Source organism: Desulfonatronospira thiodismutans ASO3-1, from assembly GCF_000174435.1.
Classification (GTDB): Bacteria; Desulfobacterota; Desulfovibrionia; order Desulfovibrionales; family Desulfonatronovibrionaceae; genus Desulfonatronospira; species Desulfonatronospira thiodismutans.
In genome coordinates this window covers 377,509-393,758 of sequence record NZ_ACJN02000002.1, presented here as the reverse complement: position 1 = coordinate 393,758, position 16,250 = coordinate 377,509, and the positions used below count along the sequence as shown (strand labels likewise).

Sequence of the window (16,250 nt, the reverse complement as noted above, 5' to 3'; positions counted from 1 at the left end):
AACAGCCTCAATCTGATGATTTTTTTCAAAACTGTCTAAAAGAGTAAGTCACTGTCTAAAACAGGAAGCTGAGCATGTAGCGTCCCCCGGTAAAGATCAGGATGAAGGTCAGGAGCAACTTGATCAAGTTGGCCGGGATAAATTTCTGGGTCCTGGCTCCGGCATACATGCCCAGCATGCCTCCCACGCCCAAAAGTATTCCCAGCAGCCAGTCCGGGGCCACCGCCATTTCGGGATAGAAAGGAGCTATGGCCTGAAATACGACTGCCGCCACCACAGATGTTATAAGCGTGCCCATGAGGCAGGCCCCGGCTATAGTGTATACCGGCAGCTTGAAAACGGCCACGAAAAAGGGAGCGATTATCGCCCCTCCGCCGATGCCGTACATGCCGCCCACCACACCCACAATGGCTGACAGGGTAAATATACCCATGGTTGGAGCAGATATGTGCTCGCCATAAAACGAATATTCAATTCTTTTCAGTCCGAAATGGTGGAGCATAACCCTGGGCAGAGGGTCCCGGGACTTTTTTTCCTTTTTGTGCCACCGGCTGACCAGTTCCTGGAATCGCTTTTCCGAAGAGGCCTTGTCTGCGCCCGGTGGTGGTTTTTTAATCAGGGAACGGGCCATGACCAATCCGATGTACATCAGGACAAGCCCTGCAAACACCTTGAAGTGAGTGGGATCGGGAAGGAACTGCACCCGGAAGAAAACGCCGATGATCACCCCGGGCACTGTCCCGGCGATCACCGTGATGGTCAGGGGCCAGACCATGCGTCCTTCTCTTATGAACCGGTATACTCCGCTGGGTATGGCCACAATATTGAACAGATGGTTGGTTGCGCTCACCGCAGGGGTGGTGAACCCGAGAATACTTACCTGGAAGGGAAGAAGGAGGTTGGCTCCGGACACCCCGCCCATGCTGCAGACAAAAGCCACTGCAAAGCCGGCCAGGAAAGGGATCCACGGGGCCACTTGGATTTCTGCCACAGGGAAATACACAAAGCCTCCATTAGACGATGGCCTGGCCCCCGACACCGGTTATCAGCTTAAAAGCAGACAGAGGTGGGCTGGGGCAATTCATTCGCTTGGGTTTAGGCAACTACCTGAAAATAACGTAACAGTTTCAGGGTGGGGGGTTCTGGGCAACATGCGGAAAATTAAAAGGTCGCCGCCTACCCAGGTTTATAATTCTATTTTCCGGGATTAGCCTAAGCTTTCACCACCCAAGCAAATCCAGGGCACGGTGTAGCTCCCCTCCTTAGCCAAGGAGGGGTCGGGGGTGGTTGTATGAAATCCCTTCCTTATAAACATTCCAGAAGTCCACCACACAAGTAAATCCAGGCCACGGTACAGCTCCCCTGCTTGGCCTGGAAAGAAGCCGGGTATGGAAGGGGGCTAAGTATCGAACCACCCCCACCCCCTCCTTAGCCAAGGAGGGGAGCAGATCGAGGCGTGGCAACACTCTGTCGCATGCATCTGTAAAATACTCCTGCTGGAGCTTGATTAAGGCAACTACCTGAAAATAACGTAACAGTTTCAGGGTGGGGGGTTCTGGGCAACATGCGGAAAATTAAAAGGTCGCCGCCTACCCAGGTTTATAATTCTATTTTCCGGGATTAGCCTAAGCTTTCACCACCCAAGCAAATCCAGGGCACGGTGTAGCTCCCCTCCTTAGCCAAGGAGGGGCCGGGGGTGGTTGTATGAAATCCCTTCCTTATAAACATTCCAGAAGTCCACCACACAAGTAAATCCAGGCCACGGTCCAGCTCCCCTGCTTGGCCTGGGAAGAAGCCGGTTAAGGAAGGGAGCTAAATATCGAACCACCCCCAACCCCTCCTTAGCCAAGGAGGGGAGCAGATCGAGGCGTGGCAACACTCTGTCGCATGCATCTGAATAAATACTCCTACTGGAGCTTGATTAAGGCAACTACCTGAAAATAACGTAACAGTTTCAGGGTGGGGAGTTCTGGGCAACATGCGGAAAATTAAAAGGTCGCCGCCTACCCAAGTTTATAATTCTATTTTCCGGGAGTTGCCTAAGTTTTCACCACCCAAGTAAATCCAGGGCACGGTGTAGCTCCCCTCCTTAGCCAACTGAGCCTCGCACACGCTTGACACCGGGGCCATGAGGAGTTAAGCGTTATGGCATGTATATCAGCGGTCAATATTTCTCCAAGGATACGTTGAATTGGGTCCAGGCAACGATCAACGAGCAGCCTTCCATGTCCATGCGCGAACTCTCAAGGCTTGTTTGCCAAAAGCTGGACTGGAGAGCCGCCAATGGAAATCTTTGCCAGGTAAGCTGTCGAAAAACTCTGGCTGAACTCAACCGGAGAAACATCCTTGAGCTTCCCCAGAAAGAACAGTTTTATGATTTTCAACAAAAAAAGGCTGCCAGCAATAATTTTGAGCCTCCAAACGTAGATTGTACACTGGACCAGTTGGGTGAAGTCAATGTCTATCCGGTAGCAAGCCGGTACAGCAAAGATTCCAAGCTCTTTTTCCACCTGCTGGAACAATACCATTACCTGGGCAACGGTTCTTTGTGCGGGGCACAAATGAGATATCTTATACACAGCTCCACCTATGGCCACCTTGGTGCCCTGGCCTTTGATTCAGCTTCCTGGGCAGTCAAAGCCAGAGATAAGTATATCGGCTGGAGTGAAGCCGCCCGAAGAACAAATTTGCATCAGGTGCTTAGAAACGCCAGATTTTTAATTCTGCCTACGGTCCAGGTTTGTAATCTGGCCTCCTACGTTTTATCCATAGCCCTGGCCAGGCTGCCCCAGGACTGGGAACAACGATACAATATACGCCCCGTTCTGGTAGAGACCTTTGTTGATCCAGGCAGGTTTTCCGGCACATGTTACAAAGCTGACAACTGGACTTTACTGGACAACCAGACCGCCGGTCGCAGAGACGGAGTTCCAAAAAATATTTTTCTCAAGCCTTTGTGTTCCAACTGGCGTGAAGTTCTTTGCCGTGAACCTCAAAAGAAATTAGGCGAAATTCCTCTTCCGGAAGAACCAGAAAACTGGGCTGAATACGAGTTCGGGGCCATTCGCCTTTACGATGATCGTCTAAAGCAACGACTTTTTAACATTGCCCAGGATTTTTTTGCAGACCCTGAAGGTGATATACCAAAAGCCAGCGGTTCCAAGGCCCGGACAATGGGAGCCTACAGGTTTTTTCAAAACCCCAGGATAAATATGGATGTAATACTTGACGCTCACAAAGAGGCCACAGTTGAACGTATCAAAGAACATCCCGTGGTCCTTGCTCCTCAGGATACCACGACCTTGAACTATAGTGCGCATCCCATGACCAGTGACCTGGGGCCTATATGTACCAGTGAGGATACCCTCATCGGCCTACTCCTGCACGACACACTGGCCTTTACAGAAGAAGGCATACCCCTGGGTGTTCTGGATGCCCAGTGTTGGGCCAGAGATCCAGAGGATGAAAAGAAAAGAGAACGGCGTAAAGAACTGCCCATAGAGCAAAAAGAAAGCATTAAATGGCTTCGCAGTTTTGAAAAAGTCTGCGAAGTTCAAAAACTCTGCCCGGATACCAAGCTGGTAAGTATTGGGGACCGGGAATCGGATATATACGAACTCTTTTCCAGCGCTCTGGAAGATCCACAGGCTCCGCGGCTGCTGGTCAGAGCTGAAAAATCGCGTAATCGCCAACTGCACGATGATTCGCTGTGGGAATATGTCTTCAAACAACCTGTAAGCGGATCACTTAAAATACACGTTCCACGCAGTGGGTCGCGTAAGGCCCGTGATACCTGGATGGATATCCGCTTTACCCAGGTAACCCTCAAACCGCCCAAGCGTTTAAATAAGCATGGCCCGGCAACTGTCTGGGCTGTATATGTCCTGGAGCAGGAGCATTCCGATCCTATTGAATGGATGCTGCTGACCACCGAAGAGGTGCCGGACTTCCAGACCGCAAAAAGATGCGTAAACTGGTATGCAAACCGCTGGGGGATTGAGGTTTATCATAGAACTCTTAAAAGTGGCTGCCGTATAAAAAACCGTCAGCTGGGCACTGCTGATCGCCTGCAGGCATGCCTTGGTGTAGACATGGTGGTTGCGTGGCGTATTTATCATCTGACTATGCTTGGCAGGGAGATTCCCGATGTACCATGCACAGCTTTTTTTAGTGATGCCGAATGGAAAGCCCTTTGCTGTTATGTATACAAAACCTCCACGCCTCCAGAAGAACCACCATCACTGCAGCAATCAATATATATGGTGGCAGGAATAGGAGGACACCTTGGACGTAAAGGCGACGGTCCTCCTGGAACCCAAACCCTTTGGCGAGGCCTGCAACGCCTGGATACAGCCACAGAGATGTACACAATTATGAATCCGCAGGCTTATCCCAATATGCCCTCCGGACCCTGACCAGACCCACGGTGTCATGTGTGGGTAAAGGTCAGCCTTAGCCAAGGAGGGGTCGGGGGTGGTTGTATGAAATCCCTTCCTTAACGTTTTTCAGGGCCTCTGGGGGCTTGTGCCATCAGTCACAACCGGGGCCTTCTGAATGGTTACCCTTATTGCGTGTCAAGCGCAAGGTGTCAATTTTTTCCCGCTGAAAAATTTTTTCCCTGCCTCTTGCCTATAGAGTTACTGAGGTGTAGTAGAAGGGCGTCCTGTTTGCCGTTGAGGGAAAGTCTGTCTGATTTCGGCCTGCAGGAAAGAAGGCCTCGGTCCCCACCGACAGATGGGAATTTTTTTGTAAAGGTAATAAGACCAATGAAATTTATACCATCCATTGTCGCCTATTTTTTTGAGGACAAAACCGCCAAGAACAATATCCTGGCCCTTTTGAAGTTTCTGCTTGTCCTGGTTGGCATGATGGTCCTGTACACCCTGGCTTTTCACGGACTCATGGTTATGGAGGGGCAGGAGCATACCATCCTGGACGGTCTGTACTGGACTGCAGTGACCATGAGTACCCTGGGGTACGGAGACATTACCTTTCATACGGACCTGGGACGTATGTTTTCCGTGCTGGTTCTGCTGTCAGGGGTGATTTTCCTGCTGGTCATGCTCCCGTTTACATTCATCCGCTTTTTTTATGCCCCCTGGTTAGAGGCCCATAACAAGGCCAGAACTCCCAGGGAGCTGCAGAAAAAGACAACCGGGCATGTACTCTTGAGCAATTTTGACCCCATGATCGCCAACCTGGTGGAAAAACTGAAGCAGTACAACTATCCCTACTGCATCCTGGTTCCGGATCAGCAAAGGGCCCTGGAACTGCATGACCAGGGCTACAGGATAATGCTGGGGGAACTTGACGACCTGGATACCTACCGCAAGGCCCGCGCGGACAAGGCCGAACTGGTCCTGTTCAACAACGACGATCATACCAATACCAACGCCGTGTTCACCCTGCGCGAGCTGAGTCAGAGTACTCAGGTCATAGCCACTGCGGAAACCCTGGAGTCCTTAGACATACTTCAAATGGCCGGTGCCAGCCAGGTACACCAGTTCCCAGTTATGCTCGGCCAGGCCCTGGCCAGGCGGGTGCTTGGGGTGAGCATGCATGCCAATGTCATCGGCCGGTTCGGAGACTTGCTCATCGCAGAGACTCCGGTCATGCGCACTCCCCTGGAGGGCAAAAAAATCATAGAAAGCAGGCTTCGGGAAACCACAGGGGTCAACGTGGTGGGCATCTGGGAGAGGGGCAGCTTCAAGATCCCCCACCCGGACATGCGCATAGGCTCCAATACCGTGCTGGTGCTGGCAGGTTCCCAGGAACAGCTGGAAAAGTACGACGAGATATACGGCATCTACAACCTTTCCTTTGATCCGGTAATCGTCCTTGGCGGAGGCCGGGTGGGCAGGGCTGCGGCGGATGCACTGGCGGAGAACGATATTGATTACCGCATAGTAGAGAAAAGCTCGCGCATTGTGGCCAGCAAGGAAAAATACATTCTCGGCAATGCCGCGGATTTTCATACCCTGAAGCGTGCCGGGATAGACAAAGCTCCCTCCATTATCATCACCACCAACAACGATGACCTGAACATCTACCTGACCATCTACTGCCGCAAGCTGCGCCCCAAGATGCAGATAATATCCAGGGCCACCAGGGACAGAAGTGTTTCCAAACTGCACCAGGCCGGGGCGGACCTGGTCATGTCCTATGCCTCCATGGGCGCAAATTCGGTCATCAACTACATAAAGGGGGACAATGTGCTCATGGTGGCCGAAGGCCTGGATATATTCCGGGAGAAGGTTACCGGGAACCTGCACGACAAGAGCCTTGAACAAAGCAATATCCGCATGAAGTCCGGGTGCAGCGTCATAGCCATAGACTCCTCCGGCCGAGGGACAATCATAAACCCTGAACCGGATACCCGGCTGCAGGATGGAGACGAGCTCATACTGATAGGAACATCCGAGGCGGAGAAAAAGTTCCTGTGCACCTTTAAAAACGGCAACAAGCCATGAATATGCTTTTACCCATTTCATGCCTGGCCTGTTATGGGCAATAAAGGGTAGTTTTTACCCATTCCAAGACTGGCATGAAATGGGTAAAAAGATGAGGGCGAGCAGGAAAGATGCAGTCACATCAACCCAGAAAGCCCCGCAGAAGAGCAGCCCTGAGCATGAGATCGCCGGCCTGGGCTGAATCGCATGCATCCACTGCATTGCGCAGTCCGCGGACAATCTGGAGATGCTCCTTGCTTGCCTGGTGATCAAAACCTGAAGCCTGCAGGGCCTTGCGCAGGGATCTGCTCATGAGCGGACCTTCAAAATCAGTGCAGGCCATGGCGTATTCTATCTTGTCCCGGAAAGAGGGGTAAATCTCCAGCACAAAGTCCAGATCATTCTTGCTCAAAGACTCGAAGGCCAGCAGTTCAGGCGGCAGGCCCAGAGAATACATGGAGCATGTAAATGATATGGCTCTGGGCAGACTGACCTGTCCAATTTCCCGGGAATAGCCGAACTGACCTACGTGCAGTTTTCTGGCCCGCCTTCCGGGGACATATCTGGCCATGCGGCAGATTTGCGGAGCCAGTTCAGTGATGCGGCTGCGATAAGCCTGGCTGTAGCGCTCAATTACTTCCAGGGCTTTTTCTTCATCTATGTCCGCGGCAGGTACAATGCTGCGCGACTTGAGGTGTTCGCAGGCCGCCTGCACTTCGCTGACCGGATAGTCAAATTTGAAGGCAGACTGGATGGTGAAGGTGACTACGCTTGGGTATTCACGTCCAACCCTTTCGGCGCTGTGCGGATGCAGTCCGCCCCGGAAAGGAGCCGAGCCCATGCCCAGGATGGGATGCAAACGGACACCGGTGCGTGCAGCAACTTCATCAAACTTTTTCAGGGCAAGCTTATTGGCCAGGGCGGCCGAGGCCAGGCCATAATTCATGGCTGTGTCCGAACGGGCAAGAAACACCCTCTGGTCCTTTACGTCCTTGTCAGCCAGGTATTCATACATAATGTCCGAGACCTTGAGCATGGTGGGCACATCTTCAAAAAGCGGAATGACCTGGATAGTGGATGGAGAAAATTTGCCGATCCACTCGGCGATGGTGATATCCCCATCGCGGAACCTGGCACTCTGCCTGCCTATGATGTGATCAGTGTAGTAGCGGTATATACGGTCAATACACCTGGCAGAAGTGGTCATGGGCAGTATTACTTCGAATATGGGAACAATGTCGCGGCCGTAAACCAGACGGGCGGCATCGTATGAACGTGGGATGCTCTCCAGAGTCTCCAGTAGAATCTTGGCCTCAGCCCTTTCAACGGTGGGGTTGGGCACGCGCAGGGTCAAGCGCAGATCACGGCCCAGGACGTTTTTGCGAAAGTATTCAGGATAGTAGGAAAGCAGCTTTTTTACCACATAAGTATCAATCTCTTTGCCTTCCACGTCCCACATCTGTTCGTCGCAACCCAGATGGGAAAAGGCGTAATAGGCTTCGCGAATCTCATCTTCTCCAGCCAGGACGCAATTGGTCGAGAAAAAAGGCGCGGACGCATTGTCCGGATGCTGGGTGCTCATGCACCGGGGTATTTTCATGGTCTACCAAATCTCCTTGTTGTTTTGACGGAATTGTCCAGTGTGCTGCGTACGCTTCATGTCAGAAAACCGGTCAAAAAGCAAGGATACACTGATTTGCTGTCCGCGGTGAAAATGCGCCGGAAAAGCACTGAGTTCAACTTTTAAAAGCGCCTCAACCGGGACAGAGCCCAACCAGCGGTCAACTGAACAATAAGGCAATGACCATTTGGAAGGGATAGGTGGTTATCTGTCACTTCCGGGTCATTTCCCGGCGAATGAACAGAGTCCAGGCTTGTGAAATGAATATAAAAAACTTGACAAAAATCAGGGATGGCAGTTAAGGGCACCACTGATTTCACAGGCAACCAGGATATAAATCAACAACCATAACAGGGAGTTCTGCTCAAAATGGAAGAATCCGCCAGTAGATTATTCCTGCTGAATATGAACAGCTGCAAAAAAACAGAAAGACTGCTCTGCTCTGCAAAGGCGCAGAAAAGACCTCCAGCCGCATAGTATCCTTTCCGGCAACGGTTTTTCCTCTGCCGCCCTTTTGCGCAGGGCGGTCCGGCAAGGAGGAGAGCCGTGCAGGCCAATATTCTTTTCCACACCCCCGGTTATAATTACTGCAACACGTCCATGCTGCAGGCAGTGGTGCGTGTGCAGACGTCTGCCGGGGCTATACATCCTGAAACATTCACCCGCCGGAAATTCTATTCAGGCATTTACAGCACCATTTTGCTCATCCATATCCCGGATCCGTGACCCGGGGCCTGATCCTCAAGGCCGTGGGCCTGGTTGACTTTTTGTCTGCCGTAGAGTCGCGTCTGGACCTCTGCGGTCCTGTTGCGGGTGCAAAGGGGGTGCCCGTGGTTTGCCGGGACCTCTTGAGTGTTGCCTGATCTCTGCCACCGGGCAGCATGAGAAACAATAGATTCAAAACGGAGGAACTGATATGTCTTCTCTAATGGAAAATATCACTGCCATGCTTGAAAACAAGGAGATGAACCGCTTGAAGGAGGTTTTGAACCAGCAGGAACACTATGACCTGGTTGAGTTTTTCTCTGAGCTTGAAGCACAGGGCAAGCGCGATGAGCTGGCCATACTTTTCAGGTTGCTTAACAAGGACCTCTCTCTTGTTGTTTTTGAGGATCTTTCCTTAGAGACCCAGGAGACCCTTATTCAGCATCTGGCCGGAAACTGGGCCGTGGAAATTATAACTGAAATGGAACCTGACGACAGGGCCAGGCTCCTGGACGAAGTTCCGGCCAAGGTGGCCAAGCAGCTGCTTAACTCCATTCCTGCGGATGAGCGCAAGAAAACAGCAGATCTGCTCAACTACCCGGCAGAAACCGCCGGACGGATAATGACCCCGGAATACGTGAGTCTCAAGGCTGACATGAGCGCGGAAGAGGCCCTGGAAAGGATCAGAAGTAAGCGCAAGAGCGCAGAGACCATATATGTGCTCTACGTGACTGATGCCAAACGCAGGCTTTTGGGGGTGCTCTCCCTGGGGGACCTGGTGACCGCGGACAAGGCCTCCAGGATCAGGGACATCATGAATGAAAAGGTGATCAAGGTGCACACCGAGACAGACCAGGAAGAGGCGGCTGTTCTGCTTAAGGAACGCGATCTCCTGGCTGTGCCGGTGGTGGACCGGGAAGAGCGCCTGGTGGGGATTATCACTGTAGACGATGCCATGGACATCCTGGAGGAGGAAACCACGGAAGACATCATGAGCAAGGCCGGGCTTGGCACCCTGACCAGACAGGAAACCGGGCGCAGCCAGCGCCTCATAGAAGGCCCGGTGTGGGACGTGTGGAAAGTGCGTCTGCCTTTTCTGGTCATTACCCTCATCGGGGGCATGCTGGCCGGTGCGGTCATAGATGCTTACGAAGCCACCCTGGAAGCCATTGCCGCGGTGGCCATATTTATACCTGTAATCATGGACATGGGCGGCAATGCCGGCACCCAGTCCTCGACCATATTTACCCGGGCCTTTGTCCTGGGACATATTAGCGTCAAGAGGTTCGGCTACCACCTGACCCGGGAAGCGGGCATAGGGCTGAGCATGGGGGCAATGATGGGCCTGGTTGCCGGGATTATAGCTTCTGTCTGGCAGGGTGAGCCCAGTTTTGGACTGGCTGTGGGCATCTCCCTGGCCCTGACCATGACCCTGGCCACAGCCTTGGGTTTTCTCATCCCGTTTATCCTGGTCAGGCTGGGCATGGACCAGGCCGCAGGCTCTGACCCGTTTATTACCACTATAAAGGATATATCCGGACTGTTCATTTACTTCACCTTTGTCAGCATTTTCCTGGGACACCTGATGTAGCCAGTTATATGCGATTATAGATTTGTTGACGTTTTTGGTGCAGCTGTTTAACTTTAACTCTGGTGAAAGATGTTATGCAGTGTCGTCGGCAGGCATAAGCTGATTCTAAAACAAGGAGGAAGCGATGCTGTCAAAACATTCCAGGGCTGAATTGTATAACAAGCTCTTTACCAGGCGTATGGAGATACTTGAAAAAAGCAAAGGCCTTAAAGACCAGTGGCAGGAAGGAAATTACGCTGAAAAAGAAATGGCTTCCAGGGCCCAGATGGACAATATGTACAGAAGTATCAATGCCCTGGACAGCCAGGCCCGCAGTGAGCTCAACCACATCGACCATGCCCTGGACAGAATGATTATAGGCAATTACGGTATATGCGATTCCTGCGGTCAGGAGATTTCTGAGGCAAGACTGCAGGCCGTGCCATGGGCCAGGTACTGCCGCGTGTGTGTAAACAAGGCGGAAGAAAAGACAGGTCCTGATACTCAGGAGTGGGAGGAAAGTCCCCTGCCCGGGACAGGTTCCTGGGAATCAGTCTCTGCTGAAGAGTTTGAAGAGATGAGCGATGAGGAAATCCTGGAACTTGTGCACGAAAGGATACATGCAGATGCGCATATAGAGACCCATAATCTGGAGATATCCAGCATTGAGGGCATTGTCTATCTGAACGGGAGCATACCCAATGAACTGCAGCACAACCTCCTGATGGGCGTGTTGCAGGATATTCTGCCCCTGGAAAATATCAGGGATAATCTGCATATCGAGTCCCTGACTGGACTTGGATGGCATACCGGCGAGGAACTTCTTTACCGCCCGGATCAGATGGAAGAGGAGCTTTTTTTCAACCGGGATGAATAATAACAGGAGGTTGGCATATGCAGATACTGGTCCTTTACTATTCCAAGTCGGGAAATACGAGAAAGCTGGCCGAGGCAGTGGCCCGGGGCGTAGACTCCGTGGAAGGGGCCCAGGCGATAATCAAAAGCACCTCAGAGGTGACCAAGGACAACTTTCTTAACTGCAGCGGAGTTATCGCCGGATCACCGGTGTATTTCGGGGTGATGGCTGCTGACCTGAAAAGGGTTATAGATGAGTTCATAAGCTTGAGGAAAAAAATGGAAGGCAAGGTTGGTGCGGCTTTCGCCACTTCGGGTGATCCCACTGGCGGCAAGGAGACCACCATGTTTTCCATTATCCAGGCCCTGATGATTTACGGCATGGTCATTGTCGGCGACCCCATGAGTGCAACCGGGCATTACGGTACTGCCTGCGTGGGAGAGCCCGATGAAAAGGCCGGGGAAAACGGAGCCAAGCTGGGCGCCCGGGTGGCAGAAATCGCCCTGAAGCTTGGAGTGTAGCCGCCTTAATAAGTCCTTCCAGTCACGTGTTTACCCCGTGACTGGAAGGACTAATGCAGAAACATATTTCAGATTTAATCCAACCTGAATAACCTGCCGGGAATTGATCCTGACTGCCATAAACATCCTGCCCGCCTCTGGACCAAAATCAAGCCTTGCTATAGTATTGTGTTTTGCAGGTTGGCATTGCATTTAAGGGGTGTCGCCGGGGAGCTGGGTCAAAGATTTTAACTGTAAAAAAAAGAGGCCGGGATGTCTAAAGATAATCAAAAGCAAGGCCCGCATGTGCTGGGCCTGGATATAGGCTCGGTTTCAGCGGGCATGGTAGTCCTGGACCAGGGCGGAAACGTGGTGGAGACCTCGTACCGATTTCATCACGGCAACATCGCAGCAACAGTGCAGGGGATGCTGGACGGCCTGCACACCCGCGAGCCGGCTGCCGTGGCGGCCACGGACCAGACTCCCGGGTTTATCCGTGCAAATCATCGCTGCGACGACCGTGTGGCGGTGATTGAGGCCGCCAGACATCTGCACGGCCGGGTGGGAAGTATTCTGCATGTGGGCGGGGAAAAATTCGCCATGCTCTTTTTTGAAAACGGGCGGTACAAGGGGCTTAAGACCAACACCTCCTGTGCTGCCGGTACGGGCAGTTTTCTGGATCAGCAGGCCGGGCGTCTGAAGCTTTCCGGCATAGAAGAGCTGGCCGCCACAGCTGCATCAAGCCGGCAGGAACCGCCGCGCATCGCCTCCAGGTGCGCGGTGTTCGCCAAGACGGACCTTATCCACGCCCAGCAGGAGGGCTACAGCCTGGCGGCCATTTGTGACGGTCTCTGCCGTGGTCTGGCCGCCAATATCGCCAACACGGTATTCAAGCATGAAAAACCAGCCTCCCCTGTGATTTTCTGCGGGGGAGTGGCCAGAAACCAGGCCGTGGTGGAGCACATGGCTGCCATGCTGGGCAGCCGCCCGGTGGTGGACGACATGGCCCACCTGTACGGGGCCCTGGGGGCAGCAGTGCAGATGCTTGAGCGCAGGGTACCCGGAAATGAGCTTCTGGATGCCGGGTCGATAATCTGCACCGGAGAAGAGTCAAAACATTACGGCCATCCACCCTTAGAACTGGTCCAGTCACGATATCCCGGCTTTGCCTCCCGGGAGTCCTTTGAATTTCACCCGGAACAGACCCCGGACGGGGATATGGTGGAAGTGGATATATATCAGGCCCTGGAGAAGGACCGCACATACCAGGTCTACTTGGGACTGGACATCGGTTCCACCAGTACCAAGGCGGTATGGATGAGCCGGGATAAAAAGGTCCTGGCCGGTTTCTACACCAGGACCGCGGGCAGGCCGGTACAGGCCATGCAGGTCCTTTTGGAGGCCATGGATCACGTGGCCTGGCAAGAGGGCGTGCATCTGCAGATCCAGGCCATGGGCACCACCGGGTCAGGGCGCAAATTTGTGGGGGCCCTGGCCGGGGCGGACCTGGTTCTGGACGAGATAACCGCCCATGCCAGGGCCGCCCTGGAGCTGCACCCGGAGGTGGATACCATAATCGAGATCGGGGGCCAGGATTCCAAGTTCACTACCCTGAAAAACGGGGAAGTGACCTTCTCCATAATGAATACGGTGTGCGCCGCCGGAACAGGCAGCTTCATCGAGGAGCAGGCGGAAAAGCTGGGGATCCCCCTGCAGGAATACTCCGACAGGACCAGGGAGGTCAGCTCTCCCATTGCCAGCGATCGCTGCACTGTGTTCATGGAGCGCGATATCAATTATTACCTTGGCCGGGGCTACACCGTAAACGAGGTGCTAACCGCTGCCCTGCATGCTGTGCGGGAGAACTACCTGAACAAGGTGGCCGTGGAAAGCCTCATAGGGGAAGTGATCTGCTTTCAGGGGGCCACGGCCAAAAACCGGGCCCTGGTGGCCGCCTTTGAACAGCGCCTGGACCGCCCCATTCATGTCTCGGCCTTCTGCCACCTGACCGGAGCCCTGGGAGTGGCCCTGCACCTTCTGGACGAGGGTGTCCGGCAGAGCGGTTTCCAGGGTCTGGAGCTGTACAGGCAGGAGATACCTGTACGCTCCGAGGTGTGCGAGTACTGCACCAATCACTGCAAGATAACCGTGGCTGACATGCCGGCCGGGCCGGTGGCCTTCGGGTTTTTATGCGGCAGGGACTACGATACCAGACATTACGTGGACAACAACCTGGCCGGCCTGGACCTGGTCCGCACCCATCGCGCTACATTTCCCGCCGGAAACCGGGTAGAGGACCCCGGCGCGGTCACCGTGGGCATCCCCACAGCGGTGTACATGAGAGAAGACCTGTCAATGTGGGTGGACTTCTTCAACCGCCTGGGCATGGCCACCATCACCGGGGACAAAGCGGTTCAGGATGCCCTGAAGCGGGGCAAGGCCCTTACCGGGGCGGAATTCTGCGCCCCCATGACCGCCCTGCACGGCCAGGCCGAGGCCCTGGCCGGACAGGCCGATTATATTTTCCTGCCCTACTACCTGGAGCACCGGGACAAGGACGGGGAGAGCAGACGCCAGCTCTGCTATTATTCCCAGTATGCCCCGACCCTGGTCGCCTCCGTGGGAACTGAGATCCGGGATAAACTGGTTTCTCCAGTGCTCGAGTACCTGTATTCAAAGCTTTTCCAGCGCATGGAGCTTTTTCAGGCGGTAAGCAGCATGAACCCGGACAAGGGCTTTCTGGAGGTGGTCAGGGCCTTTGAAAATGCCAGGTCCGCCAGGGCAAAGGCCCGGCAGAAATGGCGCGGGACTTTCAACGAGCATTATTCTCAGGCCCGGGACATAAATGTCATGCTATTGGGCCGCCCCTACACCGTGCTGGACCCGGAGCTGAACAAGAAGATCCCGCAGATGTTCTCCAGGATGGGCATAAAGGCCTTTTTCCAGGACATGCTGAAACCAGGGGACAAGGAAGACTTCGACTCCAGGCCCTTTCTGGAAGAGCTGCACTGGAACTACGCCTCGGACATCATCAAGGCCACGGAAAAGGTGTGCAGCATGCAGGGGCTTTACCCGGTGCTCATGACCTCTTTTAACTGCTCCCCGGATTCCTTTATCCGGGATGTTTTTCAGGAGCTCATGGAAGGGGCGGACAAGCCTTATCTCATCCTGGAGATGGACGAGCACGGCTCCAGCGTGGGTTATGAGACCAGGATCGAGGCTGCGGTGCGCTCCTTTAAAAACCACGCCCGGCGTCAGCAGTCCCGTATTCCTGACCCAGCAAAGATAAACCCGGTCAAAGCAGACGGCATGTCCGGCAGGACCGTGCTTTTCCCCAACTGGGACCCCATTACCTGCCGGCTCCTGGTGGCCAATCTCAGGCGGGAAGGCATTGACGCGCACCTTCTGCCCGAGGGCGAAGAGGTGATAAAGCGCAGCATGCGCCTGAACAGCGGGCAATGCATCCCCATAAACGCCATAGCCCAGGAGTTTGTGGAGTATGTGCAAAGTAAGGACCTGGACCCGTCCCAGACAGTACTGTGGATGGCCCATGTAGAGATTGCCTGCAATATCCGCCTCTATCCCTACAGGCTGAAGCAGATGATAAGCTCATTCGGCCGGGACATGCACAGGGCAGGGGTTTATACAGGCAGCATCACTTTTGCAGATGTGTCCCTGAACGCGGCCATGCATGCCTATTTTGCCTTCATGTTCGGAGGCATGCTGCGCAGACTGGGGTGCAGGATCAGACCCCGGGAGAAACACCCGGGCAGCACGGACCAGGTTCTGGATAAGTCCCTGGGAATCATGGAACAGGCCATGCTGGGCAGTCTGGACAAGGAAACGGCGGTGAGGGATGTATGCCGGTTGTTTTCCGGCATTAAGACCCGGGAGAAAATAACCCGGCAGGCGGCTATCTTTGGAGACCTTTATGTCCGGGACAACCCGGTGTTCAACCAGGATCTCATCGCATGTATTGAAAGCCGCGGCGGGGAGGCCATAACCACGCCCTATACAGAATATATAAGAATGATCGCCCCGGCCTATTTCAGGAAGTGGTTTGCAGAGGGCAAGTATTTCAATCTGATTGGCAACAGGGCCATGCTGGCCACCATGTCCAGGCGGGAAAAGACCTTCTACAGCTATTTTGAAAAGGTTCTGGGCGAGCCAAGGCCCGAGTACAACGACCCGCCGGAAAAGGTCCTGCCGGCTTACGGGCTCATACCCGAGCAAAGCGGGGAATCCATGGACAACATCCTGAAGATCCACTATATCCTCAAGCACCACCCGGAGGTGTCCCTTTTCGTGCAGACCAGTCCTTCCTTCTGCTGTCCCTCCATGGTGAGCGAGGCCCTGGCTGAAAGGATCCAGGAAAAGACCGGAGTGCCCATAGTCTCCATCACCTATGACGGCACCGGGGGAGATAAAAACCGCAAGCTGATCCCTTACCTGGAGTTTGCCCCTGCGGACCGGTCGGGTTAAATCATGAGCGTGTGCTCTCGTCCACATCTTCTGCCAGCCAGGCCTTGATTAGCGACTGGTAAGGCAA

General features: G+C 53.8%; 10 protein-coding genes. 8 read left to right on the top strand and 2 right to left on the bottom strand.

Annotation, left to right across the window (positions count from 1 at the left end):
• Positions 1-55 precede the first annotated feature (55 nt).
• Complete coding sequence (locus DTHIO_RS08005) at positions 56-1,003, bottom strand: sulfite exporter TauE/SafE family protein (RefSeq protein ID WP_008869812.1); 948 nt, start codon at positions 1,001-1,003, stop codon at positions 56-58.
• 1,147 nt (positions 1,004-2,150) lie between these two features.
• Here DTHIO_RS08005 and DTHIO_RS08000 point away from each other — a divergent pair.
• Positions 2,151-4,415 carry an IS4 family transposase gene (locus DTHIO_RS08000; RefSeq protein WP_008869811.1) on the top strand — a complete coding sequence of 755 codons (2,265 nt, stop codon included), beginning with the start codon at positions 2,151-2,153 and terminating at the stop codon, positions 4,413-4,415.
• A gap of 351 nt (positions 4,416-4,766) precedes the next feature.
• Positions 4,767-6,470, top strand: a complete 1,704-nt coding sequence (locus DTHIO_RS07995; RefSeq protein ID WP_008869810.1) for a potassium channel family protein — start codon at positions 4,767-4,769, stop codon at positions 6,468-6,470.
• Between the two features lie 121 nt (positions 6,471-6,591).
• On the opposite strand, the gene ppcA is transcribed toward DTHIO_RS07995, so the two are convergent.
• Positions 6,592-8,049, bottom strand: a complete 1,458-nt coding sequence (ppcA, locus tag DTHIO_RS07990; RefSeq protein WP_008869809.1) for a phosphoenolpyruvate carboxylase — start codon at positions 8,047-8,049, stop codon at positions 6,592-6,594.
• 567 nt (positions 8,050-8,616) lie between these two features.
• Between ppcA and DTHIO_RS07980 the strand changes: the two genes are divergently transcribed.
• From DTHIO_RS07980 to DTHIO_RS07960, 6 genes are all read left to right on the top strand, one after another.
• A complete protein-coding gene (locus DTHIO_RS07980) occupies positions 8,617-8,796 on the top strand; it encodes a hypothetical protein (protein ID WP_040418187.1) in 180 nt (59 codons plus the stop codon).
• Complete coding sequence (locus tag DTHIO_RS21660; protein WP_161598647.1) at positions 8,793-8,933, top strand: hypothetical protein; 141 nt, start codon at positions 8,793-8,795, stop codon at positions 8,931-8,933. Before DTHIO_RS07980 ends, DTHIO_RS21660 begins: the two co-directional genes overlap by 4 nt.
• Before the next feature lie 53 nt (positions 8,934-8,986).
• Positions 8,987-10,366: a magnesium transporter gene (gene mgtE, locus DTHIO_RS07975; protein WP_008869808.1), complete on the top strand. Its 1,380-nt coding sequence runs from the start codon at positions 8,987-8,989 to the stop codon at positions 10,364-10,366.
• 124 nt (positions 10,367-10,490) lie between these two features.
• The gene (locus DTHIO_RS07970; protein ID WP_008869807.1) at positions 10,491-11,222 is read left to right on the top strand and encodes a TraR/DksA C4-type zinc finger protein; all 732 of its coding nucleotides are present in this window, start codon (positions 10,491-10,493) and stop codon (positions 11,220-11,222) included.
• A gap of 17 nt (positions 11,223-11,239) precedes the next feature.
• Positions 11,240-11,722, top strand: coding sequence for a flavodoxin family protein (locus DTHIO_RS07965; RefSeq protein WP_008869806.1), 483 nt, complete (start codon positions 11,240-11,242; stop codon positions 11,720-11,722).
• Between the two features lie 252 nt (positions 11,723-11,974).
• Positions 11,975-16,183, top strand: coding sequence for an acyl-CoA dehydratase activase (locus DTHIO_RS07960; RefSeq protein WP_008869805.1), 4,209 nt, complete (start codon positions 11,975-11,977; stop codon positions 16,181-16,183).
• The last annotated feature ends 67 nt before the right edge of the window (positions 16,184-16,250 follow it).

Bases quoted from the DNA above. Each gene is read 5' to 3' on its own strand.
- mgtE (WP_008869808.1), top strand. From the start codon at position 8,987: ATGTCTTCTCTAATGGAAAATATCACTGCCATGCTTGAAAACAAGGAG.
- DTHIO_RS08000 (WP_008869811.1), top strand. From the start codon at position 2,151: ATGTATATCAGCGGTCAATATTTCTCCAAGGATACGTTGAATTGGGTC.
- DTHIO_RS07995 (WP_008869810.1), top strand. From the start codon at position 4,767: ATGAAATTTATACCATCCATTGTCGCCTATTTTTTTGAGGACAAAACC.
- DTHIO_RS07970 (WP_008869807.1), top strand. From the start codon at position 10,491: ATGCTGTCAAAACATTCCAGGGCTGAATTGTATAACAAGCTCTTTACC.
- DTHIO_RS07960 (WP_008869805.1), top strand. From the start codon at position 11,975: ATGTCTAAAGATAATCAAAAGCAAGGCCCGCATGTGCTGGGCCTGGAT.
- ppcA (WP_008869809.1), bottom strand. From the start codon at position 8,049: ATGAAAATACCCCGGTGCATGAGCACCCAGCATCCGGACAATGCGTCC.
- DTHIO_RS07965 (WP_008869806.1), top strand. From the start codon at position 11,240: ATGCAGATACTGGTCCTTTACTATTCCAAGTCGGGAAATACGAGAAAG.